Annotated in this window: 24 protein-coding genes; 12 read left to right on the top strand and 12 right to left on the bottom strand. The window is 73.4% G+C overall.

The window, feature by feature from the left end; genetic code table 11:
- Positions 1–6 precede the first annotated feature (6 nt).
- From H4O22_RS17120 to rplQ, 8 genes are all read left to right on the top strand, one after another.
- Entirely contained in the window at positions 7–1,047 is a 1,041-nt protein-coding gene (locus H4O22_RS17120; RefSeq protein WP_182524540.1) for an LLM class flavin-dependent oxidoreductase, read from the top strand.
- A 270-nt stretch (positions 1,048–1,317) separates the two neighbouring features.
- Entirely contained in the window at positions 1,318–1,539 is a 222-nt protein-coding gene (gene infA / locus H4O22_RS17115) for a translation initiation factor IF-1 (RefSeq protein ID WP_026145687.1), read from the top strand.
- A gap of 28 nt (positions 1,540–1,567) precedes the next feature.
- A complete protein-coding gene (gene rpmJ / locus H4O22_RS17110) occupies positions 1,568–1,681 on the top strand; it encodes a 50S ribosomal protein L36 (RefSeq protein ID WP_038272979.1) in 114 nt (37 codons plus the stop codon).
- Between the two features lie 208 nt (positions 1,682–1,889).
- Positions 1,890–2,264 carry a 30S ribosomal protein S13 gene (gene rpsM, locus H4O22_RS17105; RefSeq protein ID WP_182524539.1) on the top strand — a complete coding sequence of 125 codons (375 nt, stop codon included), beginning with the start codon at positions 1,890–1,892 and terminating at the stop codon, positions 2,262–2,264.
- A gap of 65 nt (positions 2,265–2,329) precedes the next feature.
- A complete protein-coding gene (gene rpsK, locus H4O22_RS17100; RefSeq protein WP_090849777.1) occupies positions 2,330–2,737 on the top strand; it encodes a 30S ribosomal protein S11 in 408 nt (135 codons plus the stop codon).
- A gap of 30 nt (positions 2,738–2,767) precedes the next feature.
- Positions 2,768–3,376 (top strand): 30S ribosomal protein S4, encoded by a 609-nt coding sequence (gene rpsD, locus H4O22_RS17095; protein WP_182524538.1) that lies wholly within the window; start codon positions 2,768–2,770, stop codon positions 3,374–3,376.
- Positions 3,377–3,474: 98 nt separating this feature from the next.
- Complete coding sequence (locus H4O22_RS17090; RefSeq protein ID WP_182524537.1) at positions 3,475–4,491, top strand: DNA-directed RNA polymerase subunit alpha; 1,017 nt, start codon at positions 3,475–3,477, stop codon at positions 4,489–4,491.
- Positions 4,492–4,571: 80 nt separating this feature from the next.
- Complete coding sequence (rplQ, locus tag H4O22_RS17085; protein WP_182524536.1) at positions 4,572–5,168, top strand: 50S ribosomal protein L17; 597 nt, start codon at positions 4,572–4,574, stop codon at positions 5,166–5,168.
- Between the two features lie 70 nt (positions 5,169–5,238).
- Here rplQ and H4O22_RS17080 read toward each other — a convergent pair whose 3' ends face one another.
- The 3 genes from H4O22_RS17080 to H4O22_RS17070 are packed head-to-tail and all read right to left on the bottom strand — an operon-like array spanning position 5,239 to position 6,791.
- Positions 5,239–6,207 (bottom strand): ketopantoate reductase family protein, encoded by a 969-nt coding sequence (locus tag H4O22_RS17080; RefSeq protein ID WP_182524535.1) that lies wholly within the window; start codon positions 6,205–6,207, stop codon positions 5,239–5,241.
- Position 6,208: 1 nt separating this feature from the next.
- Entirely contained in the window at positions 6,209–6,415 is a 207-nt protein-coding gene (locus tag H4O22_RS17075; protein ID WP_182524534.1) for a hypothetical protein, read from the bottom strand.
- 22 nt (positions 6,416–6,437) lie between these two features.
- Complete coding sequence (locus tag H4O22_RS17070; RefSeq protein ID WP_182524533.1) at positions 6,438–6,791, bottom strand: GntR family transcriptional regulator; 354 nt, start codon at positions 6,789–6,791, stop codon at positions 6,438–6,440.
- Positions 6,792–6,824: 33 nt separating this feature from the next.
- Between H4O22_RS17070 and H4O22_RS17065 the strand changes: the two genes are divergently transcribed.
- Positions 6,825–7,736, top strand: a complete 912-nt coding sequence (locus H4O22_RS17065) for a PfkB family carbohydrate kinase (protein WP_182524532.1) — start codon at positions 6,825–6,827, stop codon at positions 7,734–7,736.
- Positions 7,737–7,743: 7 nt separating this feature from the next.
- On the opposite strand, the gene H4O22_RS17060 is transcribed toward H4O22_RS17065, so the two are convergent.
- On the bottom strand, positions 7,744–9,414 hold the full coding sequence (locus H4O22_RS17060) for an NAD(P)/FAD-dependent oxidoreductase (RefSeq protein WP_182524531.1): 1,671 nt from the start codon (positions 9,412–9,414) through the stop codon (positions 7,744–7,746).
- A 27-nt stretch (positions 9,415–9,441) separates the two neighbouring features.
- On the opposite strand from H4O22_RS17060, the gene truA reads away from it, so the two are divergent.
- Together truA and H4O22_RS17050 are read left to right on the top strand one after the other, a co-directional pair.
- The gene (gene truA / locus H4O22_RS17055) at positions 9,442–10,278 is read left to right on the top strand and encodes a tRNA pseudouridine(38-40) synthase TruA (protein ID WP_182524530.1); all 837 of its coding nucleotides are present in this window, start codon (positions 9,442–9,444) and stop codon (positions 10,276–10,278) included.
- Positions 10,275–10,874 (top strand): class I SAM-dependent methyltransferase, encoded by a 600-nt coding sequence (locus H4O22_RS17050; protein WP_182524529.1) that lies wholly within the window; start codon positions 10,275–10,277, stop codon positions 10,872–10,874. The genes truA and H4O22_RS17050 overlap by 4 nt, the downstream gene beginning before the upstream one ends.
- A gap of 68 nt (positions 10,875–10,942) precedes the next feature.
- Here the strand turns inward: H4O22_RS17050 and H4O22_RS17045 are convergent, their stop codons facing one another.
- Genes H4O22_RS17045 through H4O22_RS17025 form a run of 5 tightly spaced genes read right to left on the bottom strand, consistent with a single transcriptional unit; the run spans position 10,943 to position 15,852 of the window.
- Positions 10,943–12,283, bottom strand: coding sequence for an ABC transporter substrate-binding protein (locus H4O22_RS17045; RefSeq protein WP_182524528.1), 1,341 nt, complete (start codon positions 12,281–12,283; stop codon positions 10,943–10,945).
- Positions 12,280–13,449: a branched-chain amino acid ABC transporter permease gene (locus H4O22_RS17040; protein WP_182524527.1), complete on the bottom strand. Its 1,170-nt coding sequence runs from the start codon at positions 13,447–13,449 to the stop codon at positions 12,280–12,282. The genes H4O22_RS17045 and H4O22_RS17040 overlap by 4 nt, the downstream gene beginning before the upstream one ends.
- The gene (locus H4O22_RS17035) at positions 13,449–14,327 is read right to left on the bottom strand and encodes a branched-chain amino acid ABC transporter permease (protein WP_182524526.1); all 879 of its coding nucleotides are present in this window, start codon (positions 14,325–14,327) and stop codon (positions 13,449–13,451) included. Before H4O22_RS17035 ends, H4O22_RS17040 begins: the two co-directional genes overlap by 1 nt.
- A 32-nt stretch (positions 14,328–14,359) precedes the next feature.
- Complete coding sequence (locus tag H4O22_RS17030) at positions 14,360–15,064, bottom strand: ABC transporter ATP-binding protein (protein ID WP_182524525.1); 705 nt, start codon at positions 15,062–15,064, stop codon at positions 14,360–14,362.
- Positions 15,064–15,852 (bottom strand): ABC transporter ATP-binding protein, encoded by a 789-nt coding sequence (locus H4O22_RS17025; protein ID WP_220451197.1) that lies wholly within the window; start codon positions 15,850–15,852, stop codon positions 15,064–15,066. Before H4O22_RS17025 ends, H4O22_RS17030 begins: the two co-directional genes overlap by 1 nt.
- Before the next feature lie 167 nt (positions 15,853–16,019).
- On the opposite strand from H4O22_RS17025, the gene H4O22_RS17020 reads away from it, so the two are divergent.
- Positions 16,020–17,255, top strand: a complete 1,236-nt coding sequence (locus H4O22_RS17020) for an RsbRD N-terminal domain-containing protein (RefSeq protein ID WP_182524524.1) — start codon at positions 16,020–16,022, stop codon at positions 17,253–17,255.
- 77 nt (positions 17,256–17,332) lie between these two features.
- Here the strand turns inward: H4O22_RS17020 and H4O22_RS17015 are convergent, their stop codons facing one another.
- The 3 genes from H4O22_RS17015 to H4O22_RS17005 are packed head-to-tail and all read right to left on the bottom strand — an operon-like array spanning position 17,333 to position 20,698.
- Positions 17,333–18,283: an alpha/beta hydrolase gene (locus H4O22_RS17015; protein ID WP_182524523.1), complete on the bottom strand. Its 951-nt coding sequence runs from the start codon at positions 18,281–18,283 to the stop codon at positions 17,333–17,335.
- Between the two features lie 26 nt (positions 18,284–18,309).
- Positions 18,310–19,461 (bottom strand): acyl-CoA dehydrogenase family protein, encoded by a 1,152-nt coding sequence (locus H4O22_RS17010; RefSeq protein ID WP_182524522.1) that lies wholly within the window; start codon positions 19,459–19,461, stop codon positions 18,310–18,312.
- A 4-nt stretch (positions 19,462–19,465) separates the two neighbouring features.
- A complete protein-coding gene (locus tag H4O22_RS17005) occupies positions 19,466–20,698 on the bottom strand; it encodes an acyl-CoA dehydrogenase family protein (protein WP_182524521.1) in 1,233 nt (410 codons plus the stop codon).
- Between the last annotated feature and the right edge of the window lie 2 nt (positions 20,699–20,700).

Raw genomic sequence — 20,700 nt, 5'->3', positions numbered from 1 at the left:
CCACGGGTGACCCCGCCGACCCTCTCCGTCCTCGACCTGGTGCCGGTGCGCGAGGACCAGAGCACCTCCGACGCCCTCGCCGCCACGCTCTCGCTCGCCCGCACGGCCGACGAGCTCGGGTACCGGCGCTACTGGCTCGCCGAGCACCACAACATGCCGGCCGTCGCCGCCACCAACCCGCCGGTGCTGATCGGGATGGTCGCCGGCGCGACGCGCAGGATCCGGGTCGGGTCCGGCGGCGTGATGCTCCCCAACCACGCCCCGCTGGTGATCGCCGAGCAGTTCGCGCTGCTCGAGGCGGCGTACCCGGGCCGGATCGACCTCGGCATCGGCCGCGCCCCCGGCACCGACCCGGTCACCGGGTGGGCGCTGCGGCACGGCGCCGGGGGAGTCACCGACGAGGCGGTCTCCCGGTTCCCGGAGTACGTCGAGAACGTGCTGGCGATGATGGACGCCGCCGGGGTCGGGCTCGCGGTCCAGGGCCGCACCCACGTGCTCCGCGCGACCCCGGTCGCCACCTCGGTGCCGACCGTCTGGCTGCTCGGGTCCTCGGACTACTCGGCCCGGCTCGCCGCCGAGAAGGGCCTGCCCTACGTCTTCGCCCACCACTTCTCCGGCAGCGGCACCGCCGAGGCCCTCGCGCTGTACCGCTCGTCCTTCCGGCCCTCGCCGGAGCTGGCCGAGCCGAGCACGTTCCTGACCGTCAACGCCTCCGTGGCCGAGGACGCCGACGAGGCGCGCCGCCGCGCCCTCCCGCAGCTGCTGATGATGCTCGCGCTGCGCACGGGCCAGCCGCTCGGCCCGCAGGTGTCGGTCGAGGCGGCCGAGAAGGTCGAGCTGGCCGCCGGGCAGCGCGAGATCGTCGAGGCGATGGCGGCGCGGTGGGTGATCGGCGGTCCGGCCGAGGCCCGCGAGCAGGTCGCGCGGCTGGCTGCGACGTACGACGTGGACGAGGTGATGATCCACCCGGTCGCGGGCGCGGCGGTCGGCGCGGAGCCCACCGGCAGCCCGGCGCGCGAGGAGACGCTGCGCCTGCTCGCCGGGTGAGGACCGGACGGATTCGTCTTTCCTGGCAGTTCCCGACTAAACTGGTGTGTCGGCCCAACGTGGGTCTGTTTCGCGGCGCCTCGCGGCTGCCCGGATCGCTAGCGGTTCGCTCCCAGAGCGCCCCGTTCGCGTGCCCGGGAAGAGGAGCCCGGAACGGCCGCACGAGGTCCACCGGGAGCCCAGGCTCCCGGAGGTTCCCGGGCCACCCGGATCCGGTCCGTACCGGCCCCGGTGCTCCACCGGTGGACAGATCGACAGATTGTGGAGGACATGCCGAAGAAAGAAGGCGTGATCGAGCTCGAGGGCACCATCACGGAGGCCCTTCCCAATGCGATGTTCCGCGTGGAGCTGAGCAACGGACACAAGGTGCTCGCCCACATCAGCGGAAAGATGCGCCAGCACTACATCCGGATCCTTCCCGAGGACCGCGTGGTGGTGGAGCTCTCTCCGTACGACCTCACCCGGGGTCGGATCGTCTACCGCTACAAGTAGCCAGCCGAGCATCTGAGAGGACCTCCTCGTGAAGGTCAACCCCAGCGTCAAGGCCATCTGTGACAAGTGCAAGGTGATTCGTCGCCACGGCCGCGTCATGGTGATCTGCGAGAACCCGCGCCACAAGCAGCGTCAGGGTTGATGCCGAAGGCATCAAGGTCGAGTAGCCCGAGCCGCTAGGCGAGGGCATATCGAGACCCAGCAGGGCCGCACCATCACAACTGAACAACCCACATCGTGACTGCTAGCCGCCTCGTGCGGCGAATCACCTCCGGAGCAGCGGCCGGAGCCCGGGAGCACCCGGGACGCGTCACGAACGAAACCGCTGTGAACCAGAGAAGGAACGCCACATGGCACGCCTCGTCGGTGTCGACCTCCCGCGCGACAAGCGCATCGAGATCGCACTCACCTACATCTACGGCATCGGCCGTACCTCCGCCCAGAAGCTGCTCGCCGACACCGGCGTGAGCCCGGACCTCCGGGTGCACCAGCTGGGTGACGAGGAGCTGGTCAAGCTCCGTGACGCCATCGAAGCCAACCACAAGATCGAGGGTGACCTCCGTCGCGAGGTCCAGGCTGACATCCGTCGCAAGATCGAGATCGGCAGCTACCAGGGTCGCCGCCACCGCATGGGTCTCCCCGTCCGCGGTCAGCGCACCAAGACCAACGCTCGTACCCGCAAGGGCCCGAAGCGCACGGTTGCCGGCAAGAAGAAGGCGAAGTGATTCGGCGCTGACGCGCTGATCTCTTCGTCCACCGAGCTTTCTAGACCAGACCTCAGGAGAACTGCATGCCTCCCAAGAGCCGCACCGCGGCCGGCGCCAAGAAGGTGCGTCGCAAGGAGAAGAAGAACGTCGCTCAGGGCGAAGCCCACATCAAGAGCACGTTCAACAACACCATCGTCACCATCACCGACCCCACCGGGGCGGTGATCTCGTGGGCCTCGGCCGGCACCGTCGGCTTCAAGGGCTCGCGCAAGTCCACCCCGTTCGCCGCGCAGATGGCCGCTGAGGCCGCCGGACGCCGGGCGATGGAGCACGGCATGAAGAAGATCGACGTCTTCGTCAAGGGCCCGGGTTCGGGCCGCGAGACGGCGATCCGCTCCCTGGGTGCGATCGGCCTCGAGGTCGGCACCATCCAGGACGTCACGCCCACGCCCCACAACGGCTGCCGCCCGCCCAAGCGCCGCCGCGTCTGATCCCGGCACCCAGAACAGGAGACTTGAGAAATGGCCCGTTACACCGGCCCCATGACCCGGAAGTCGCGCCGCCTGGGCGTCGACCTCGTCGGTGGGGACGCCGCGTTCGAGCGTCGTCCCTACGCCCCCGGCCAGCACGGCCGCGCGCGCATCAAGGAGAGCGAGTACCGCTCGCAGCTGCAGGAGAAGCAGAAGGCTCGCTTCACCTACGGCGTCCTGGAGCGTCAGTTCCACAACTACTACGTCGAGGCCTCGCGGCGCGCCGGCAAGACCGGTGACAACCTGCTGCAGCTCCTCGAGTGCCGCCTGGACAACGTGGTGTACCGCGCCGGCTTCGCCCGGACCCGCCGCCACGCCCGCCAGCTGGTGAACCACGGGCACTTCCTGGTGAACGGCAAGAAGGTCAACATCCCGTCCTTCCAGGTCACCGCCCACGACATCATCGACGTGCGCGAGAAGTCGCTCGAGATGACCCCGTTCATCGTGGCTCGCGAGACCCACGGCGAGCGCGTCGTCCCCGCGTGGCTGGAGGCGCTCCCCACCCGGATGCGCATCCTCGTGCACCAGCTCCCGACCCGGGCCCAGATCGACCTCCCGGTCCAGGAGCAGCTCATCGTCGAGTTCTACTCCAAGAAGTAACCGCCCGGGGGTCGCCCCCCGGTGCACCAGCACCACTTCCGTCACCTCAGCAGTTCGGGCCCGTCATATAGCGGGTGGGCCCGGAAAGGAAAGATTCAGTGCTCATCGCACAGCGCCCCACCCTGTCGGAAGAGTCCGTCGACGAGTTCCGCTCGCGGTTCGTGATCGAGCCGCTGGAGCCTGGCTTCGGCTACACCCTCGGCAACTCCCTGCGCCGTACCCTCCTCTCCTCGATCCCCGGTGCCTCGGTCACGAGCATCAAGGTCGACGGAGTCCTCCACGAGTTCTCCACCATCGAGGGGGTCAAGGAGGACATCACCGAGGTCATCCTCAACCTCAAGGGCCTGGTCGTCTCCTCGGAGCACGACGAGCCCGTGACGATGTACCTCCGCAAGTCCGGCGCCGGTGAGGTCACCGGCGCCGACATCACGCCGCCCGCCGGCGTGGAGGTGCACAACCCCGAGCTGGTCCTCGCCACCCTGTCCGACAAGGGCAAGCTGGAGATGGAGCTGGTCGTGGAGCGTGGCCGCGGCTACGTGTCCGCCGTCCAGAACAAGGGCGCGGACAACGAGATCGGCCGGATGCCGGTCGACTCGATCTACAGCCCGGTGCTCAAGGTGACCTACAAGGTCGAGGCGACCCGTGTCGAGCAGCGCACGGACTTCGACAAGCTCGTCATCGACGTCGAGACCAAGCCGTCGATCCGTCCCCGCGACGCGATCGCCTCGGCCGGCAAGACCCTGGTCGAGCTGTTCGGCCTGGCCCGCGAGCTGAACGTCGAGGCCGAGGGCATCGACATCGGTCCCTCGCCGGTCGACGAGCAGCTGGCTGCCGACCTCGCCCTCCCGGTCGAGGACCTGCAGCTGACCGTCCGGTCCTACAACTGCCTCAAGCGCGAGGGCATCCACACCGTGGGTGAGCTCATCAGCCGCTCGGAGCAGGACCTGCTCGACATCCGCAACTTCGGTGCGAAGTCGATCGACGAGGTCAAGGCCAAGCTGGTCGAGATGGGCCTGTCCCTCAAGGACAGCGCGCCCGGCTTCGACCCGCAGGCGGCCCTGGCGGCGTACGGCGACGACGACGACGACGCGTTCGTCGAGGACGAGCAGTACTGAGCCCCACCCCCTGACCGGCGGCGACCGCCGCCGGCCTACTACCCCGGTACCTGGTACGGCCGGGGAGGAACGAGAGAACCATGCCTAAGCCCACCAAGGGTCCCCGCCTCGGCGGGAGCCCGGCCCACCAGCGTCTGATCCTGGCGAACCTGGCCACCCAGCTCTTCGAGCACGGCCGGATCACCACGACCGAGTCCCGGGCGCGCGCGCTGCGCCCGCACGCGGAGAAGCTGATCACCAAGGCCAAGAAGGGCGACCTGCACAACCGGCGCGAGGTCCTCAAGACCATCCGCGACAAGTCGGTCGTGCACGTGCTGTTCACCGAGATCGCCCCGACCTTCGCGGAGCGTCCCGGCGGCTACACCCGCATCACCAAGCTCGGCCCCCGCAAGGGCGACAACGCCCCCATGGCCGTGATCGAGCTGGTCACCGAGGCCTACGCCCCGTCGGGCTCGACCACCCAGGCCGCCCCGGCCGCCGCCCCGGTGGAGGCTCCCCTCGAGGAGACCGCCGCCGAGGACAGCACCGAGGGGACCGCAGTCGAGAACCCGCCGACCGAGCTCACCGAGGAGGCGTCGCTCGAGGAGAGCGTCGTCGCCGAGGAGGAGCCGGTCGAGGGCACCGAGGAGACCGCGGCCCCCGAGGCCGAGGCGACCGAGGACGACCCGAAGGCCTGAGTCACAGAACCGCCGTACGCCGGCCCGTCACCCGCGAGGGTGGCGGGCCGGTGTCGTTGTCGGGGGGCGCTCAGCCGGCGTGCAGGGTCTCCAGCAGGCCGGCGGCGTCCAGGGTGCGCGGGGCGGCGCCGGCGCGGGCGTGCTCGTGCACGACCCGCTGGAGCAGCTCGTTGACCGGGGTGGGTACGCCGTGCAGCCGGCCGAGGAGGACGACCTCGCCGGCCAGGTAGTCGACCTCGGTGTCGACCGCACCGCGGGCCAGGCTCTGCCAGGTCGAGCCGCCGACGGGGACCGGCAGGTCGTCGCGGCGGCGCAGCACGTCGCCGCGCCGCTCGCGGTCCTCCTCGGCGCTGACGAGCGGTACGCCGGCGGTGCGCAGCACCAGCTCGCCCTCCTCGGTGGCGAGCGCGGCCAGCTCGTCGGCGGCCGGGCCCGGCTCGCAGACGGCGTCGACGGCGTTGCCGACGTTCATCAGCAGCTTGCGGTGCTTCCAGGCCGCCACCAGTGCCCGCGGGACCGACTCGAAGCCGGCGGCGCGGAGGTCGGCGGCGATCGCCTCGCAGGTGGGGTCGGCGCCGTGCGGCACCCGGCCGATGTCGAGGATGCCGGGCACCGGCCAGCACTTCTGGACCACGACGCCGGGCTCGAGGTGGGTGGCGGGCAGCATCACGCAGACGGAGTACGCCGCGGCGAAGCGCCGCAGCACGGCCGCCTCGTTGGCGACGCCGTTCTGCAGGGAGACCACGACCGTGCACGCGGGGGCGTGGGCGGCGAGGTCGTCGAGGGCCGCCGCCGTCTGGTGGCCCTTGACCGCCAGCAGCACCACGGTGTCGTCGGTCCACGCGACCTCGGCAGGCGAGGTCACCGCGGGTGCGCGGACCACGTGCCGGCCGTCGGCGCGGTCGAGGAGCAGCCCGTCCTCCTGGAGCCGGTCCAGGTGGGCGCCGCGGGCGACGAACGTGACCGGGATCCCGGCCAGGTGCAGGTTGCCGCCGACGACCCCGCCGACGGCACCGGCCCCGAGGACGACGTACCGCACCTCAGCGCCCGGTCGGCCGGTTGCGGAGCACGATCGTCCAGCTGCCCACCGCGACCGCCATCACGATCAGGACGACGCCGGCCACCACCAGCCAGGTGGTGTCCTGGGCGAGACCGATGCCGGCGAGCACGAGGCCGACCACGGCGTCGGAGGAGGCCATCAGGGCCAGCATCGGGATGAGCCGGCGGGGGTCCGCGGTGTCGGGCATGGCGCGCATCATGCCAGCCGGCTCACCAGGCGTCCTCGAGCAGGCGGGTCGCCTCGTCGCGGGTGAGGCCGAGCCGGCGCGCGGCCACGGCGTACGTCCGGGCGGCGGCGAGCGCGTCGCCGGTCGAGGCGGCGGCCGAGGCGGCCACGAAGGTGCCGCGGCGGCCCTCGGTGACCACGACGCCGTCGGCCTCGAGCTCGCGGTAGGCGCGCGCGACGGTGCCGGCGGCGATCCCGAGCTCGGCCGCGAGGCCCCGGACGGTCGGCAGCCGGGTGCCGGCGGGGAGGTCGCCCGAGGTGGCGCGCGCGGCGATCTGGGCGCGCAGCTGCTCGTACGGCGGGCTGGCCGCGGCGTCGTCGAGCGGGTGCACCTGCATGGCGCGAGCGTAGGGCCTGCCTAGGGTGGAGGGGTGGACGGTGACGTGCTGGTGGTGGGGGAGTCCCTGGTCGACGTCGTGCAGCGCGCCGACGGCAGCGTCGTCGAGCACGCCGGCGGCAGCGCCGCCAACGTCGCGGTCGCGCTCGCCCGGCTGGGGCGGCCGGTCCGGTTCGCGACGGCGATCGCCGACGACCGGTACGGCGGGCTGGTCGCCGCCCACATCGGCCGCGACGGCGTCCGCCTGGCCGTCGACCCCGAGGTGGTGGAGCGGACCGCGTCGGCGCGCGCGACGCTGGCCGTCGACGGATCGGCGTCCTACGAGTTCGACCTGGAGTGGCGGCTGGCGGAGGTGCCGTCCGACCCGGCGCCGCTCGCCGTGCACGCCTGCTCGATCGGGGCGGTCCTCGAGCCGGGGGCCGCGCAGGTGCGCGCGCTGCTGGCCCGGATGCGGCCGGTCGCGACGGTGACGTACGACGTCAACGCCCGCCCGGCGATCACCGGCACCGGGCCGGACCTGCGCGCGGCCGTCGAGGCGGTGGTCGCGCTCGCCGACCTGGTCAAGGCGAGCGACGAGGACCTGGCCGCGCTGCACCCGGGCCTGGACCCGGTGGCGGCGGCCCGCCGGCTGCTGGACCTCGGTCCCGCCGCGGTCGTCGTGACCCGCGGCGCCGAGGGCAGCAGCTGGGTCGCCCGGGACGGCGTGGTCGACGTCCCCGCCGTGACCACGGAGGTCGTCGACACGATCGGCGCCGGCGACACCTTCGGGGCGGCGCTGCTCGACGGGCTGTGGACGCGCGGGCTGCTCGGGGCCGACCGTCGCGACGACCTCGCCGCGATCCCGGACGTGGAGCGGCTGGCGCTGCTCCAGCACGCGGCCCGCGCCGCGGCGCTCGTGGTCGGTCGGCCCGGCGCCGACCCGCCGTACCGCAACGAGCTGGGGTAGCCCCGCCTCAGGACTCCGCGGGGGCGAGCCACCGGTGGATGAGCGCGACCACGCTGGCCCCCTCGCCGGCCGCCGCGGCGACCCGCTTCATCGAGCCGGCGCGGACGTCCCCGGCGGCGAAGACACCGGGGACGGTGGTGGCCAGGCTGGCCGGGGGCACGCCGTCCGCCCAGTGCGCGCGCGGGGTGTCGCGGCCGGTGAGGACGAAGCCGTTCTCGTCGAGGGCCACCTGCGGCGGGACCCAGTCGCAGTGCGGCTCGGCCCCGAGGAGCAGGAAGAGACCGTGCGTGTCGTGGCGGGTGCGCTCGCCGGTGCGGGTGTCCTCCAGGCCCACCCACTCCAGGTGCCCGTCGCCCCCACCGTCCACGACCTGGCTGCAGACCCGGACCGAGATGCGGGGGTTGTACCGGATCTCGCCGACGAGGTACTGCGACATGGTCTCGGCGAGGTCGGGGCGGCGGACCAGGATCGTGACCGACCGGGCGAAGCGGGACAGGTGCACCGCGGCCTGCCCGGCGGAGTTGCCGCCGCCGACCACGAAGACGTCCCGGCCCTCCATCTCCCGGGCCGCGGTCATCGCGGCGCCGTAGAAGACGCCGCTGCCGACCAGCTGCTCCAGCGGCTCGACCCGGAGCTTGCGGTAGGCGACCCCGCTGGCGATCACGACCGCACGGGCGCTGACGTCGCCGCCGGCCGTGCGGACCACGTGCGGGCCGCCCACCGGTCCCGGCTCGAGCGCCTCGACGGTCCAGCCGGTGACGAAGTGGGTGCCGAACCGCAGCGCCTGGTTGCGTGCCCGCTGCGCCAGCCGCATGCCGGAGATGCCGCGCGGGAAGCCGAGGTAGTTGCGGATCATCGAGCTGGTCCCGGCCTGGCCGCCGACGGCCTCGGCCTCCAGCACGACCGTGGAGAGACCCTCGGAGGCGGCGTACACGGCGGCGGCCAGGCCCGCGGGCCCGGCGCCGACGACGCACACGTCGACGGTGCCCGCCACGTCCAGGTCGCCGGGCGCGCCGAAGACCGACGTCGCCACGTCGCTGACCGAGGTGGCGAGGATCGGCGCCCGGCCCAGGGGCAGCACCAGTGGGTACGACGGCGCCTGGCCCGGCGGCAGCTGGGAGAGGGCGTAGCGCCCGCCCTCGGAGTCGGGCTCGTAGACCCGGTTCGGCATGCCCATCCGGTCCAGGAAGTCCCGGATCTCCAGGGTGAGCCGGTCGCGGACCGGGCTGACGATCTTCGTGGACACGACCTCCGGGTCGGCGACCGTCGAGCCCCAGTCGGAGAGCAGGTCCGTGACGGCGTGGTGGAACTCCTCGTCCCGCGTGCCGCGCGGCATCAGCAGGTAGGCGTCGTACTTGCCGGTGGCCAGGCCCACGCGGAGCGCCGGGGCATCCGCGATGAACCGCTGCCAGTGGGCCGCGATCATCCGCCGCGCGTTGGGCGCCACCGCCCGCCACCGGGCGAACGCCGCCAGGACGTGGGCGTCGGGGAGCACCGACTCGGTGACGAGGAGCGCGACGGCGCCGCCCGCCCCGACGACCTCCCGGGCGACCGCCTCGGCCTCGGCGGCCGACGACGCCGTGCGGACGTCGTACTCGTCCTGGTAGCGGCGGAACGCGCCGCGGAGGTCCTCGAGGTGGTGCTCGGAGACCAGGACGATCGCGGGCGGTGCGGCCACGGGACCAGCGTACGGAACAATGGCCGGGTGCGGCTCCGGATCGATCTCGCCTATGACGGCAGCGACTTCCACGGCTGGGCCGGGCAGCCGGGCCTGCGGACCGTGCAGGGCACGCTCACCACGGCGCTGGCGACCGTGCTCCGGGTGCCGTCGGTCTCCGTGACGTGCGCGGGCCGCACCGACACCGGCGTCCACGCGCGCGGCCAGGTGGTGCACCTCGACGTCGAGCGGGCGGTCCTCGAGGCCGTGACCGGGCGGTCCGCCGACGACCCGCTGACCTCGCTGGTCCGCCGGCTGAACGGTCTGCTCCCTCCCGACGTCCGGGTACGCCGCGCGGCGGAGGCCGCGGACGGGTTCGACGCCCGGTTCTCCGCGCTGTGGCGGCGCTACGCCTACCGGATCGCCGACCGCCCCGAGCAGCTGGACCCGCTGGCGCGCTCGCACGTGCTCGCCGCCGCCCGCCCGCTCGACGCCGACCTGATGAACGAGGCGTCGGTGCCGTTGGTCGGCCGCCACGACTTCGCGTCGTTCTGCAAGCAGCGCGAGGGCGCGACCACGATCCGCACCCTGCTCGACCTCACCTGGGCGCGCCGCGACGACGGGGTGCTGGTCGGGACGGTGCGCGCCGACGCCTTCTGCCACAGCATGGTCCGCGCGCTGGTCGGCTGCCTGATCTCGGTCGGGGAGGGCCGGCGCCCCGTCTCGTGGGCGGCCGAGGTCCTGCACGCCCAGCGGCGCGACCCGGGCGTCGCGGTCGCGCCGGCCCTCGGGCTGACGCTCGAGGAGGTCGCCTACCCGGTCGACGACGAGCTCGCCGCCCGCAGCCTGCTGACCCGCGCCCGGCGCGTGCGGGAGGACGCATGAGCGACGAGCACTACTTCAGCGCCGACCCGTCGGTGGCGTTCAAGCGCGCGCCCGTGACCGCGGAGGTCTGGGGGCGCTCGCTGTCCCTGGTCAGCGGCTCGGGGGTGTTCGCGCAGGGCCGGCTCGACGTCGGCACCGCCGTGCTGTTCCGCGAGACCGAGCCGCCCGCCCCCGGGCACGTGCTCGACCTCGGCTGCGGGTACGGCGTGATCGGGCTCGCCGTCGCCGTGGCGGTGCCGGGCGCCACGGTCACCGCGGTCGACGTCAACGAGCGCGCGGTGCTGCTGGCCAACGAGAACGCCGCGTCGCTCGGGGTCGCGCACCGCTACACCGCCACCACCCCCGACGGCGTCAACCCCGGCGCGACGTACGACGAGATCTGGTCGAACCCGCCCATCCGGATCGGCAAGGACGCGCTGCACGAGCTGCTGCTGACCTGGCTGCCGCGGCTGGCCCCCGGCGGTCGGGCGGTGATGGTGGTCGGCAAGAACCTCGGCGCCGACTCGCTCCAGCGCTGGCTCGGCGACCGCGGCTGGCCGACCACCCGACTCGCCAGCGCCAAGGGGTTCCGCGTCCTGGAGACCCGCCGCGCCTGACCCGCCGAGTCGGCGTGAGTTGCGCGGAGAGCGGGCAACTCACGCCGACTCGGCGTCAGGGGTGGGGGTTACTCGGGGATGCCGGACTCGGGGGGCGCGTCGTCGGCCTGGCCGGACTCGTCCTCGGTGATCTCGACGTCGCCGATGTCGGTGGTCAGCACCGGGGTGAGCGGCTCGCCGACGCCGCCCTGGAGCTCCACGAGCCGCAGGCCGGAGATGCCGAGGTGGCTGTCGCCGCTGTAGCGGTACGGCGCGAGCTGCGGGCCGTCGAGGTCCTGGCCCACCTCCTCCATCGCCTCGACGAGACCGTCGCGGGTGAGGTCCTCGCCGGCCTCCTGCAGCGCCTGGACGAACGCGTAGGCGTGCGACATGCCGTAGATCCGGTAGTTGGTGAGCTCGCCCTTCTCGCCGTGCTCGTCCCAGACCTGCTGCCACAGCTGGACCCACGGGTCGTCCGGGGCGTCCACGCCGGGGATGTACTCCGAGGTCAGCACCCCGTCGAGCGAGCTCTCGCTGCCCGGCACCGCGCCCTCGGAGAACTCCGAGAGCAGCGACCCGACCAGGGCCGGGTCGGAGCCGACGTTGCTGTAGTACCACTGCGGCGTGTAGCCGAGCTTGAGCGCGACCAGCTGGCTGAGCGCGGTGTACGACGGGGTGTTGAACGAGAGCACCAGGTCGGCGCCCGCCGCCTGCAGCGCCGCGATCTGCGGGCCGACGTCGGTGTTGCCGGAGGTGTAGCGCTCCGCGGCGACGACCTGGTCGTCGACGAACTGCCGCACCCCCTTCTCCGCGTCGTCGCCGAAGTCGTCGTCCTGGAGGAAGAGCCCGACCTTCGCGTCCGGCATGTTCTCGGCGACGTACTGGCCGATCACCTTGCCCTCGATCTCGTAGTCGGGCTGCCAGCCGAAGGTGTAGGGCCGGTCCTCGACCGCGTCGCCCCACTGCAGGGACCCGGAGCTGACGAAGAAGTCGGGCACCCCCTCGTCGTTGAGGAAGTCGACGACCGCGCTGTGCGTCGGCGTCCCGAGGCCGCCGACCATCGCGAAGATCTCGTCCTGGAGCACCAGCTCGTTGGTGACCTTGCTGGTGTTGGTCGGGTTGTAGCCGTCGTCCTTGACGACGTACTCGATCTGCCGGCCGTGCACCCCGCCGGCGGCGTTGACGAAGTCGAAGTAGGCCTTCGCGCCGGTCGGGATCTCGTTGTACCCCGGCGCCGCGACCCCGGTGAGCGGGAAGTGCGCGCCGACGGTGACGGACTCGGCGGTGACGCCCGGGTCGGCGGCGCCGCCGCCGTCCCCGTCGTCGTCCTCGCGGTCGTCGCCCGCCCCGCAGCCGGCGAGCAGGAGCGAGGACGCGACGAGGCCGACCAGGCCCGCCAGGGGCGCCGGGCCCCGGAGGTTGGGTTTCATGCTGGTGTTCCCTTCGTGGTGGAGGAGGAGGCGCCGGACCGCGGGGGCCCGGGGACTGGGTCGAGCTCGGGATCGGGGGCCGGGTCGGTGGCGGGCGAGGCGTCGCGGACGAGGTCGGGCGGGGTACGGCGGGCGCGGCGCCGGTGCAGCACGCCGCGGAGCGCGCCGGCGAGGCCGAGGGGCGCGACCAGCACGACCAGCACCATCACCACGCCGTAGATCAGCGGCGCCAGCTCGGCGGCACGGATGTCGCTGAGCCCGGCGTCCCTGCCGAGGCCGGTGATCACCTGCGGGAGGAACGTGAGCAGCCCGGCGCCGACCAGCGCGCCGCCGAGGCTCCCGAGACCGCCCAGCACCACGGCCGCGAGCAGCGTGAGGCTGAGCGTCAGCGTGAAGCTGCTCGGCGCCGCCAGCCGGACCGTGAACGCGAGCATCGCGCCGGCGGCGCCGGCCGCGGCGGCGCTGACCACGAACGCCGAGACCCGCGCCCGGCCGAGGTCGATCCCGGCGAGCTCGGCGGCGACCTCGTCGTCGCGCACCGCCCGCCACCGCCGGCCGACCCGGCTGCGGGACAGGTTGGCGAGCAGCACGTAGGTGACGATCAGGGTCAGCCAGGCGAGCAGCGCGACGTACCCGCTGTTCGTGAGCTCCTGGCCGGTGAGGAAGTACGCCGCGTCCAGCACCGGCTCGGAGGGGTCGGGCAGCACCACCCGCAGCCCCTGCTCGCCGCCGAGCCGCTCCTTGAAGGTGAGCGCGATCCCGGGCACCGCGACCGCGAGCGCGAGGGTCGCGCCGGCGAGGTAGGGGCCGTGCAGCCGGGCGGCGGCGACGCCGACCAGGACCCCGACCACGAGGGTGGCCAGCACGGAGGCGAGCACCACCACGAGCAGCGGCACCGAGGCGTCGCGGTCGGGCAGCAGCAGCGCCGCGGTGTACGCGCCGATCGCCATCAGCGCGCCGTGCCCGAGCGAGATCTGCCCGTTCAGGCCGGTGAGCACGGTCAGCCCGCCCGCGGCGATGCCGAGGTAGGCCATCTCGGCCAGCTGGAAGCGGCGGAAGTCGCTGACGCCCCCGAGGACCAGCAGCACCACCACGAGGGCGACCGCGGCCACCAGCAGGTGCCGCAGCAGGGTCGAGGACGACCACAGGCGGGCCACGGCGCGCATCAGACCCGCCTCGCCGGCGCCTGCGCGAACAGCCCGCCGGGTCGCAGGGTGAGCACCGCCATCAGGATCGCCAGCGCCGCGAGCGCGACCAGCCCGGACCCGACGTACCCGCTGACGAAGCTGAGCGAGAGGCCGAGGAGCAGGCCGCCGACCACCGCCCCGACCGGGCTGTCGAGGCCACCGAGCACGGCGGCGACGAAGCCGTAGACCACCACCGAGTCCATGTACGACGGGTGCACCAGGCTGCCGCCGGCGATCAGCAGGCCGGCGAGCGAGCCGACCAGCGAGGCCAGCGCCCAGCCCAGCGTGAGCATCCGGCCGACCCGGACGCCGAGCAGCCGGGCCACCTCCTGGTTGAACGCCGCCGCGCGCATCCGCAGCCCCACGTCGGTGAACCGGAACAGCGCGACCAGCAGCAGCATCACCACCAGCACGGCCACCACCGTGAACACCCCGAAGCCGGTCAGCGCGATGGTGCGGTCGCCGACCTCGAACCCGCGGATGCCGAACGGCGCGGGGAAGGACCGGTAGCTGTTGCCGAACACGACCGCCGCCACCCCGTGCAGCACGATGAACAGGCCGAGGGTGAGGATGACCGCGTTGATCTCCGGGCCGCCCTCGACCGGCCGCACCACGACCCGCTCCAGGAACGCGCCGAGCAGCAGGCCGGAGAGCAGGGCGGCGGCGAAGCCGAGCCAGTAGGAGTAGCCGGCGTCGAGGATCACCAGCGCCACGAACGTCGTCACCATCGCCATCGGCGCCTGCGCGAAGTTCACGACCCGCGTCGAGCGCCAGATCAGGACGAGCGCGAGCGCGAACGCGGCGTACACCATCCCGAGGGTCAGGCCGCCGAGCGCGGTGTTGATCAGCTGCTGCACGTGGTCTCCGGTCTGCGGGGCGGGTCGGCGGGTCAGAACCCGAGGTAGGCGTGGCGGAGCTGGTCGTCGCCGGCCAGCACGGAGGCGTCCTCGTCGGCGACGACCGCGCCGAGGTGGAGGACCACCCCGCGGTCGGCGACGGACAGCGCGCTGCGGGCGTTCTGCTCGACGAGGAGCACGGTGAGCCCGTCGTCGCGCACGAGGCCGCGGAGCAGGTCGAAGATCTGCACGACGACGCGCGGGGCGAGCCCCAGGGACGGCTCGTCGAGCAGCAGCAGCTCGGGCGTGGCCATCAGCGCGCGGCCGATCACCAGCATCTGCCGCTCCCCGCCGGACAGGCTGCCGGCGGGCATCGCCCGGCGGTCGGCGAGCACCGGGAACAGCGCGTACGCCCGGTCCAGCCGGCCGGCGTCGACCTTGCCGGACCGGCCGAGCCCGCCGAGCCGGAGGTTCTCCTCGACGGTCAGCTCGGTGATCACGCCGCGGCCCTCGGGGACGTGGGACATGCCGAGCGCGGGCATCCGCTCGGCGGCGACGCCGCGGACGTCGCGCCCGGCCAGCTCGACGCTGCCCGAGCGGGCCCGGTGCAGCCCCGAGACGGTGCGCAGCAGGGTGGTCTTGCCGGCGCCGTTGGCGCCGAGGACCGCGGTGATCTGGCCGCGGGCGGCGGTGAAGGAGACCTCGCGCAGCGCGGTGACCGCGCCGTACCCGGCGGTGAGGTCGTGGACGGCGAGCATCAGGCGACGTCCTCACCGAGGTACGCGGCGAGCACGGCGGGGTCGTGGCGGACCTCGTCGGGGGTGCCGTGGGCGATCACCCGGCCGAAGTCGAGCACGGTGATCTCGTCGCAGACCCGCATCACCAGGTCCATGTGGTGCTCGACCAGCAGCACCGACGTGCGGTCGGTGAGACCGCGCACGAGGTCGCCGAGCTCGTCGATCTCGGCCGCGGACAGGCCGCTCGCCGGCTCGTCGAGCAGCAGCAGCTCCGGCTCGCCGACCAGGGCGCGGGCGAGCGCGACCCGCTTGCGGACGGGGTACGGCAGGCTCGGCGGGTGCAGGGCCGCGACGTGCGCGACGCCCAGCCCCTCCAGGGTCGCCATCGCCCGGTCGCGCAGCTCGCGCTCGTCGCGCGAGGAGCGGGGGAGGGCCAGCAGCGCGCCGACGAAGCCGGTGCGGGCGTGCCGGTCGCCGCCCACCATCACGTTCTCCAGCACCGAGACCCGGTCGAAGAGCCCGAGCCCCTGGAGGGTGCGGGCGATGCCGAGGCCGGCGAGGTCGTGGGGGCGCAGCCGGTCGAGCGGCCGGCCCTGGCGCTCGAGGTGTCCGCTGTCGGGCCGGACGAACCCGCAGACCACGTTGAACAGCGTGGTCTTGCCGGCGCCGTTCGGCCCGATGACGCCGTGCACCCGGTGCGGGGCGACGGTCAGGCCGACGTCCTGCAGGGCGGTCAGCCCGCCGAAGGTGACGGTGACGTCGCGCAGGACGAGCTCGGGGGTCGCGGTGCCGGGGCCGGACGTGCTCACCAGGGTCCCTCCGGATCTGCCTCGGATTTGGGCGATGTGACCTGCACCACCTTGGTGGGACCGCACAGATCGGTCATTGGGCGGAGCGCACAGAGATCGTTGGTCCGTACGCCGCAGATCGGCCCCGGGGCTGGTCAGCGTTGTGCACCGGGTGCGAACGTGCTCCCATGCGCGCCGTGTCGACCCCGGGTCCGGCCCAGGGGGAGGAGCGGGTCCAGCACGCCTGGGGCCTGCTCCTGGACCAGTCCGACCCGATCGCCGACAGCATCACGCTGACCCTCTTCGAGCGGGACGCGGAGCTCTACGAGCGGATCGGGCCGGAGCTGCGCGCCGACGTACGTGCCTCGACGCGGCAGCACATCCGCCGCGGGCTGCGGATCCTCGCCGGGCGCCACGACGCGGCCCACCCGGACGCCGACAACACCGTCGACCTGTGGCGTGACACCGGCCGGCGCCGGGCGCGGCAGGGGGTGCCGCTGGAGCTGGTGCTCAACGCCTACACGCTCGGCGCGCGGATCCTGTGGGAGGCGCTGGTCTCGCGGGCGCGCACCGACCCCGGCAGCGGCATCGACGACCAGGTGCTGCTGCAGGCGGCGAAGACCGTGTGGTCGAACCTCGACGTCCAGAACGCCATCCTCATCGACGCCTACCGCCGCGAGAGCGCGCGGCTCCAGCGCCGGGACCTGCAGCGCGAGCAGAGCGTGCTGGACGCGCTGCTCGAGGGCCGCGGCGCCGACCCGGAGTTCGCCGACGAGGCGCGCGCGACGCTCGAGATCGGGCCCGACGACGCGATCGCGTGCGTGGTCGCCCTGCACGACGGGGCGCTCGTGGGCGACGACGCCCTCGCACCGGCCGAGGACCGGCTGGACCGGCTCGGCATCCCCGCGCGGTGGCACGTCCGGTCCGGGGTCTACTACGGGCTGCTCTCGGGGCGGCTGCCCGAGGAGGACGGCCTGGTCGAGCTGTTCGCGCCGTACGCCGCGGGCCGGATGGGCATCGCCGCCAGCCCGGAGGGGATCGCCGGCTTCGCGACCGCCTTCCAGCTCGCCACCCGCGCCGCCGAGACGCTGACCCGGGGCGAGCAGCGGGTGGTCTGCGTCCGGGAGCGGCTGCCCGAGGTGCTGCTCGCCGGGAGCCCGCAGGTGACCCCGCTGCTGCTCACCGAGACCCTCGGGCCGGTGCTCGCCCAGCCCGAGGCGCAGGCGAAGACCCTGCTGGACACCCTCGCCGCGCTGCTGCGCCACGATGGCTCACCGACCCACGCCGCGGCCGACCTGTTCTGCCACCGCAACACGGTGATCTACCGGCAGAAGCAGATCGAGCAGCTCACCGGCCGCTCGCTCGCCGTGCCCCGCGACAAGATGCTCCTCGCGCTCGCCCTGCTCGCCACCGGCCGCGGTTGACCCGCCGAGTCGGCGTGAGTTGACCGTGTGGTGGGCAACTCACGCCGACTCGGCGGTCAACTCACGCCGACTCGGCGTCAGGGGTGCAGGACGTCGTGGAACATCCGGCAGGTGTCCTCGACGGCGGACTTGGCGGCCCGGCAGAGGCCGCCCATCTCGACGAAGCCGTGGATCAGGCCGTCGTAGGCACGGAGCTGGACGGGTACGCCGGCCTTCCGCAGCGCCTCGGCGTACGCCGTCCCCTCGTCGCGGAGCGGGTCGAACTGCGCGACCACGACCACGGCGGGGGCCACCCCGGCGAGGTCGCCGTACAGCGGCGAGATCCGGGGGTCGGTGAGCTCCTCGCCGGCGAGCTGCCCGACGTACTGCTCGGCGAACCAGAGCATCGTCGCGGTGTCGAGGAAGTAGCCCTCGCCGTTCTCGGCGCGCGAGGGGTGCTCACCGGTGAAGTCGGTGGCGGGGTAGACCAGCAGCTGGCCGGCGAGCGGCGTGCCCTCGTCGCGCAGCACCTGGGCCACGATCGCCGCGAGGTTGCCGCCGGCGGAGTCGCCGGCGACGCCGAGCCGGTCGGCCCCGCCGAGCTCGTCGAGGTGCCCGGCCGCCCAGCGAGCCGCGGCGAGCGCGTCGTCGACGGCCGCGGGGTGGGGGTGCTCGGGCGCGAGCCGGTAGTCGACGGAGACGACGACGCAGTCGGCGAGGTTCGCGATGGTGCGCGCCATGACGTCGTGGGTGTCGAGGTCGCCGATCACCCAGCCGCCGCCGTGGAAGAGCAGCACCGTCGGCAGCGGTCCCTCGTGCGGCCGGTAGACCCGCGCCGGCAGGTCGCCGTCCCCGCCCGGCACCGTCCTGTCCACCACGGACGCGACGTCGGGGACGGTCGCCGGGTCGCGCAGGTCGACGCTCAGGGTGCGGAAGCCGGCGCGTGCCTGCTCGGGCGTCCCCGCGTGCATCGGCGGGGCTCCCGAGGAGTCCAGGAACTGCAGCAGGACGGCGATCTCGGGGTCGAGGCGGGGATCGAGCTGGGTCATGCGGGACCTCTCTGCTGGTCGGTGGTTCAGACGAAGGCGCTGATGCCGGTCTCGGCGCGCCCGATGAGCAGCTTCTGGATCTGGCTGGTGCCCTCGTAGAGGGTCATCACCCGGGCGTCGCGGAGGTACTTCTGCGCGGGGTACTCATCGACGTACCCGGCCCCGCCGTGCACCTGGATCGCGTTGTTCGCCGCGCGGACGGCGGCCTCCGAGGCGTACAGCTTCGCCTTGGAGGCCTGGACGCCGAACGGCTCGCCGCGGTCGATGAGGTCGGCGCACCGCCAGACCAGCAGCCGCGCGGCGTCCGCGTCCACGGAGATGTCGGCGATCATGTCCTGCACCAGCTGGAAGCCGGCGATCGGCCGGCCGAACTGGGTGCGCGAGGTGGCGTACTCGACCGAGGTCTCCAGGCAGCCCTGGACGATGCCGACGCAGCCGGCCGCGACCGAGACCCGGCCCTTGTCGAGCGTGGTCATCGCGATCCGGAAGCCCTGGCCCTCCTCGCCGAGCAGCGCGTCGGCGGGCACCCGGACGTCGGTCAGGAACAGCTCGGCGGTGGCCTGGCCGCGCAGGCCGAGCTTGCCGGTGATCTCGCGCGCCTCGAAGCCGGGGGAGTCGGTCGGCACCAGGAACGCGCTGACGCCCTTCGGGCCGGGGCCGCCGGTGCGCGCGAAGACCAGTGCGACGTGGGCCCAGGTGCCGTTGGTGATGAACAGCTTCTGCCCGGTGATCAGCCAGTCGGAGCCGTCGCGGCGGGCCCGCGCGGTCAGGTTGCCGGCGTCGGAGCCGGTGTCGGGCTCGGTGAGGCCGAAGCAGCCCAGGATGGTCGCGTCGGCGATGCCGGGCAGCCAGCGCTGCTTCTGCTCCTCGGTGCCGAAGCCCAGGATGGACTTGCCGACCAGGCCGTTGGAGACCGACACGATGCCCCGCAGGGCGGAGTCGGCCCGGCCGAGCTCCTCCATGCCGAGCACGTAGGTGAGGTAGTCGCCACCGAGGCCGCCGTACTCCTCGGGGAGGGTGAGCCCGAAGAAGCCGAGCTCGGCCAGCCTCGGGATGATCGCGAGGTCGACGGACTCCTCTCGGTCCCACTGCGCGCGGTGCGGCACCGCCTCGCGGTCGAGGAACTCGCGGGCGAGGTCGCGGAACGCCAGCTGCTCGGGGCTCAGGGTCAGGTCCACGAGGTCACCGGTCGCCCGTGTGCCGCGCGATCTCCGCCTTGGCCAGCGAGTTCTTGTGCACCTCGTCGGGGCCGTCGGCGAAGCGCAGCGTGCGGATCCCGGCGAACGCCGCGGCCAGCGGGAAGTCCTGGGAGAGCCCGCCCGCTCCGTGCGCCTGGATGGCTCGGTCGACGATCTCCTGGACCACCTTCGGCGTCGCGATCTTGATCGCCTGGATCTCGGTGTGCGCGCCGCGGTTGCCGACGGTGTCCATCAGCCAGGCGGTCTTGAGCACCAGAAGCCGCAGCTGCTCGACGGCGACCCGCGACTCCGCGATCCACTCGCGGACCACGCCCTGCCGCGAGAGCGGCCGGCCGAACGCGACCCGACCCTCGACCCGGCGGCACATCAGCTCGATCGCCAGCTCGGCGACCCCGATGGCGCGCATGCAGTGGTGGATTCGGCCGGGACCCAGGCGGGCCTGGGCGACGCCGAAGCCGTGGCCCTCCTCGCCGATCAGGTTGGCCACCGGCACCCGGACGTCCTCGAAGAGCAGCTCGGCGTGCCCGCCGTGCTCGTGATCGTCGTACCCCAGCACCGTCATCGGGCGTACGACGGTCAGGCCCGGCGTGTCCCGGGGCACCAGCACCATCGACTGCTGGCGGTGCCGCGAGGCGTCGGGGTCGGTCTTGCCCATCACGATGAAGATCTCGCAGTCGGGGTTCATCGCGCCGGTGATCCACCACTTGCGCCCGTTGAGCACGTAGTGGTCGCCGTCGCGGACGATCGCGGTCTCGATGTTGGTGGCGTCGGAGGACGCGACGTCGGGCTCGGTCATCGCGAACGCCGACCGGATGCGGCCGTCGAGCAGCGGGTCGAGCCACCGCTCCTGCTGCTCGGGGGTGCCGAACATGTGCAGCACCTCCATGTTGCCGGTGTCCGGCGCCGCGCAGTTCATGGCGGCCGGGGCGAGGTGGCCGCTGCGCCCGCTGATCTCGGCGAGCGGGGCGTACTGCAGGTTGGTGAGGCCGGCGCCGCGGCCGCCGCTGTCGCCGGGGAGGAAGAGGTTCCACAGCCCGCGGCGGCGCGCCTCGGTGGTGAGCTCGGCGAGCACCGGCGCGCTGGTCCACGCGAACGGGTCGTCGAGCGCCGCGAGCTGGTCGTGGAAGACCTGCTCGGCCGGGTGGACGTGGCCGTCCATGAAGTCGAGCAGCTCGCGGCGGAGCTCCTCGGTGCGGGCGTCGTAGGCGAAGTCCATGG

It is taken from the genome of Nocardioides dongkuii, assembly GCF_014127485.1.
GTDB lineage: Bacteria > Actinomycetota > Actinomycetes > Propionibacteriales > Nocardioidaceae > Nocardioides > Nocardioides dongkuii.
The sequence above is the reverse complement of the archived record's forward strand: the minus strand, read 5'-3'. Positions and strand labels throughout refer to the sequence as shown.

Bases quoted from the DNA above. Each gene is read 5' to 3' on its own strand.
- infA (WP_026145687.1), top strand. From the start codon at position 1,318: ATGCCGAAGAAAGAAGGCGTGATCGAGCTCGAGGGCACCATCACGGAG.
- rpsM (WP_182524539.1), top strand. From the start codon at position 1,890: ATGGCACGCCTCGTCGGTGTCGACCTCCCGCGCGACAAGCGCATCGAG.
- rpsK (WP_090849777.1), top strand. From the start codon at position 2,330: ATGCCTCCCAAGAGCCGCACCGCGGCCGGCGCCAAGAAGGTGCGTCGC.
- rpsD (WP_182524538.1), top strand. From the start codon at position 2,768: ATGGCCCGTTACACCGGCCCCATGACCCGGAAGTCGCGCCGCCTGGGC.
- rplQ (WP_182524536.1), top strand. From the start codon at position 4,572: ATGCCTAAGCCCACCAAGGGTCCCCGCCTCGGCGGGAGCCCGGCCCAC.
- H4O22_RS17075 (WP_182524534.1), bottom strand. From the start codon at position 6,415: ATGCCCGACACCGCGGACCCCCGCCGGCTCATCCCGATGCTGGCCCTG.
- H4O22_RS17070 (WP_182524533.1), bottom strand. From the start codon at position 6,791: ATGCAGGTGCACCCGCTCGACGACGCCGCGGCCAGCCCGCCGTACGAG.
- H4O22_RS17050 (WP_182524529.1), top strand. From the start codon at position 10,275: ATGAGCGACGAGCACTACTTCAGCGCCGACCCGTCGGTGGCGTTCAAG.
- H4O22_RS17045 (WP_182524528.1), bottom strand. From the start codon at position 12,283: ATGAAACCCAACCTCCGGGGCCCGGCGCCCCTGGCGGGCCTGGTCGGC.
- H4O22_RS17040 (WP_182524527.1), bottom strand. From the start codon at position 13,449: ATGCGCGCCGTGGCCCGCCTGTGGTCGTCCTCGACCCTGCTGCGGCAC.
- H4O22_RS17030 (WP_182524525.1), bottom strand. From the start codon at position 15,064: ATGCTCGCCGTCCACGACCTCACCGCCGGGTACGGCGCGGTCACCGCG.
- H4O22_RS17020 (WP_182524524.1), top strand. From the start codon at position 16,020: ATGCGCGCCGTGTCGACCCCGGGTCCGGCCCAGGGGGAGGAGCGGGTC.
- H4O22_RS17015 (WP_182524523.1), bottom strand. From the start codon at position 18,283: ATGACCCAGCTCGATCCCCGCCTCGACCCCGAGATCGCCGTCCTGCTG.
- H4O22_RS17005 (WP_182524521.1), bottom strand. From the start codon at position 20,698: ATGGACTTCGCCTACGACGCCCGCACCGAGGAGCTCCGCCGCGAGCTG.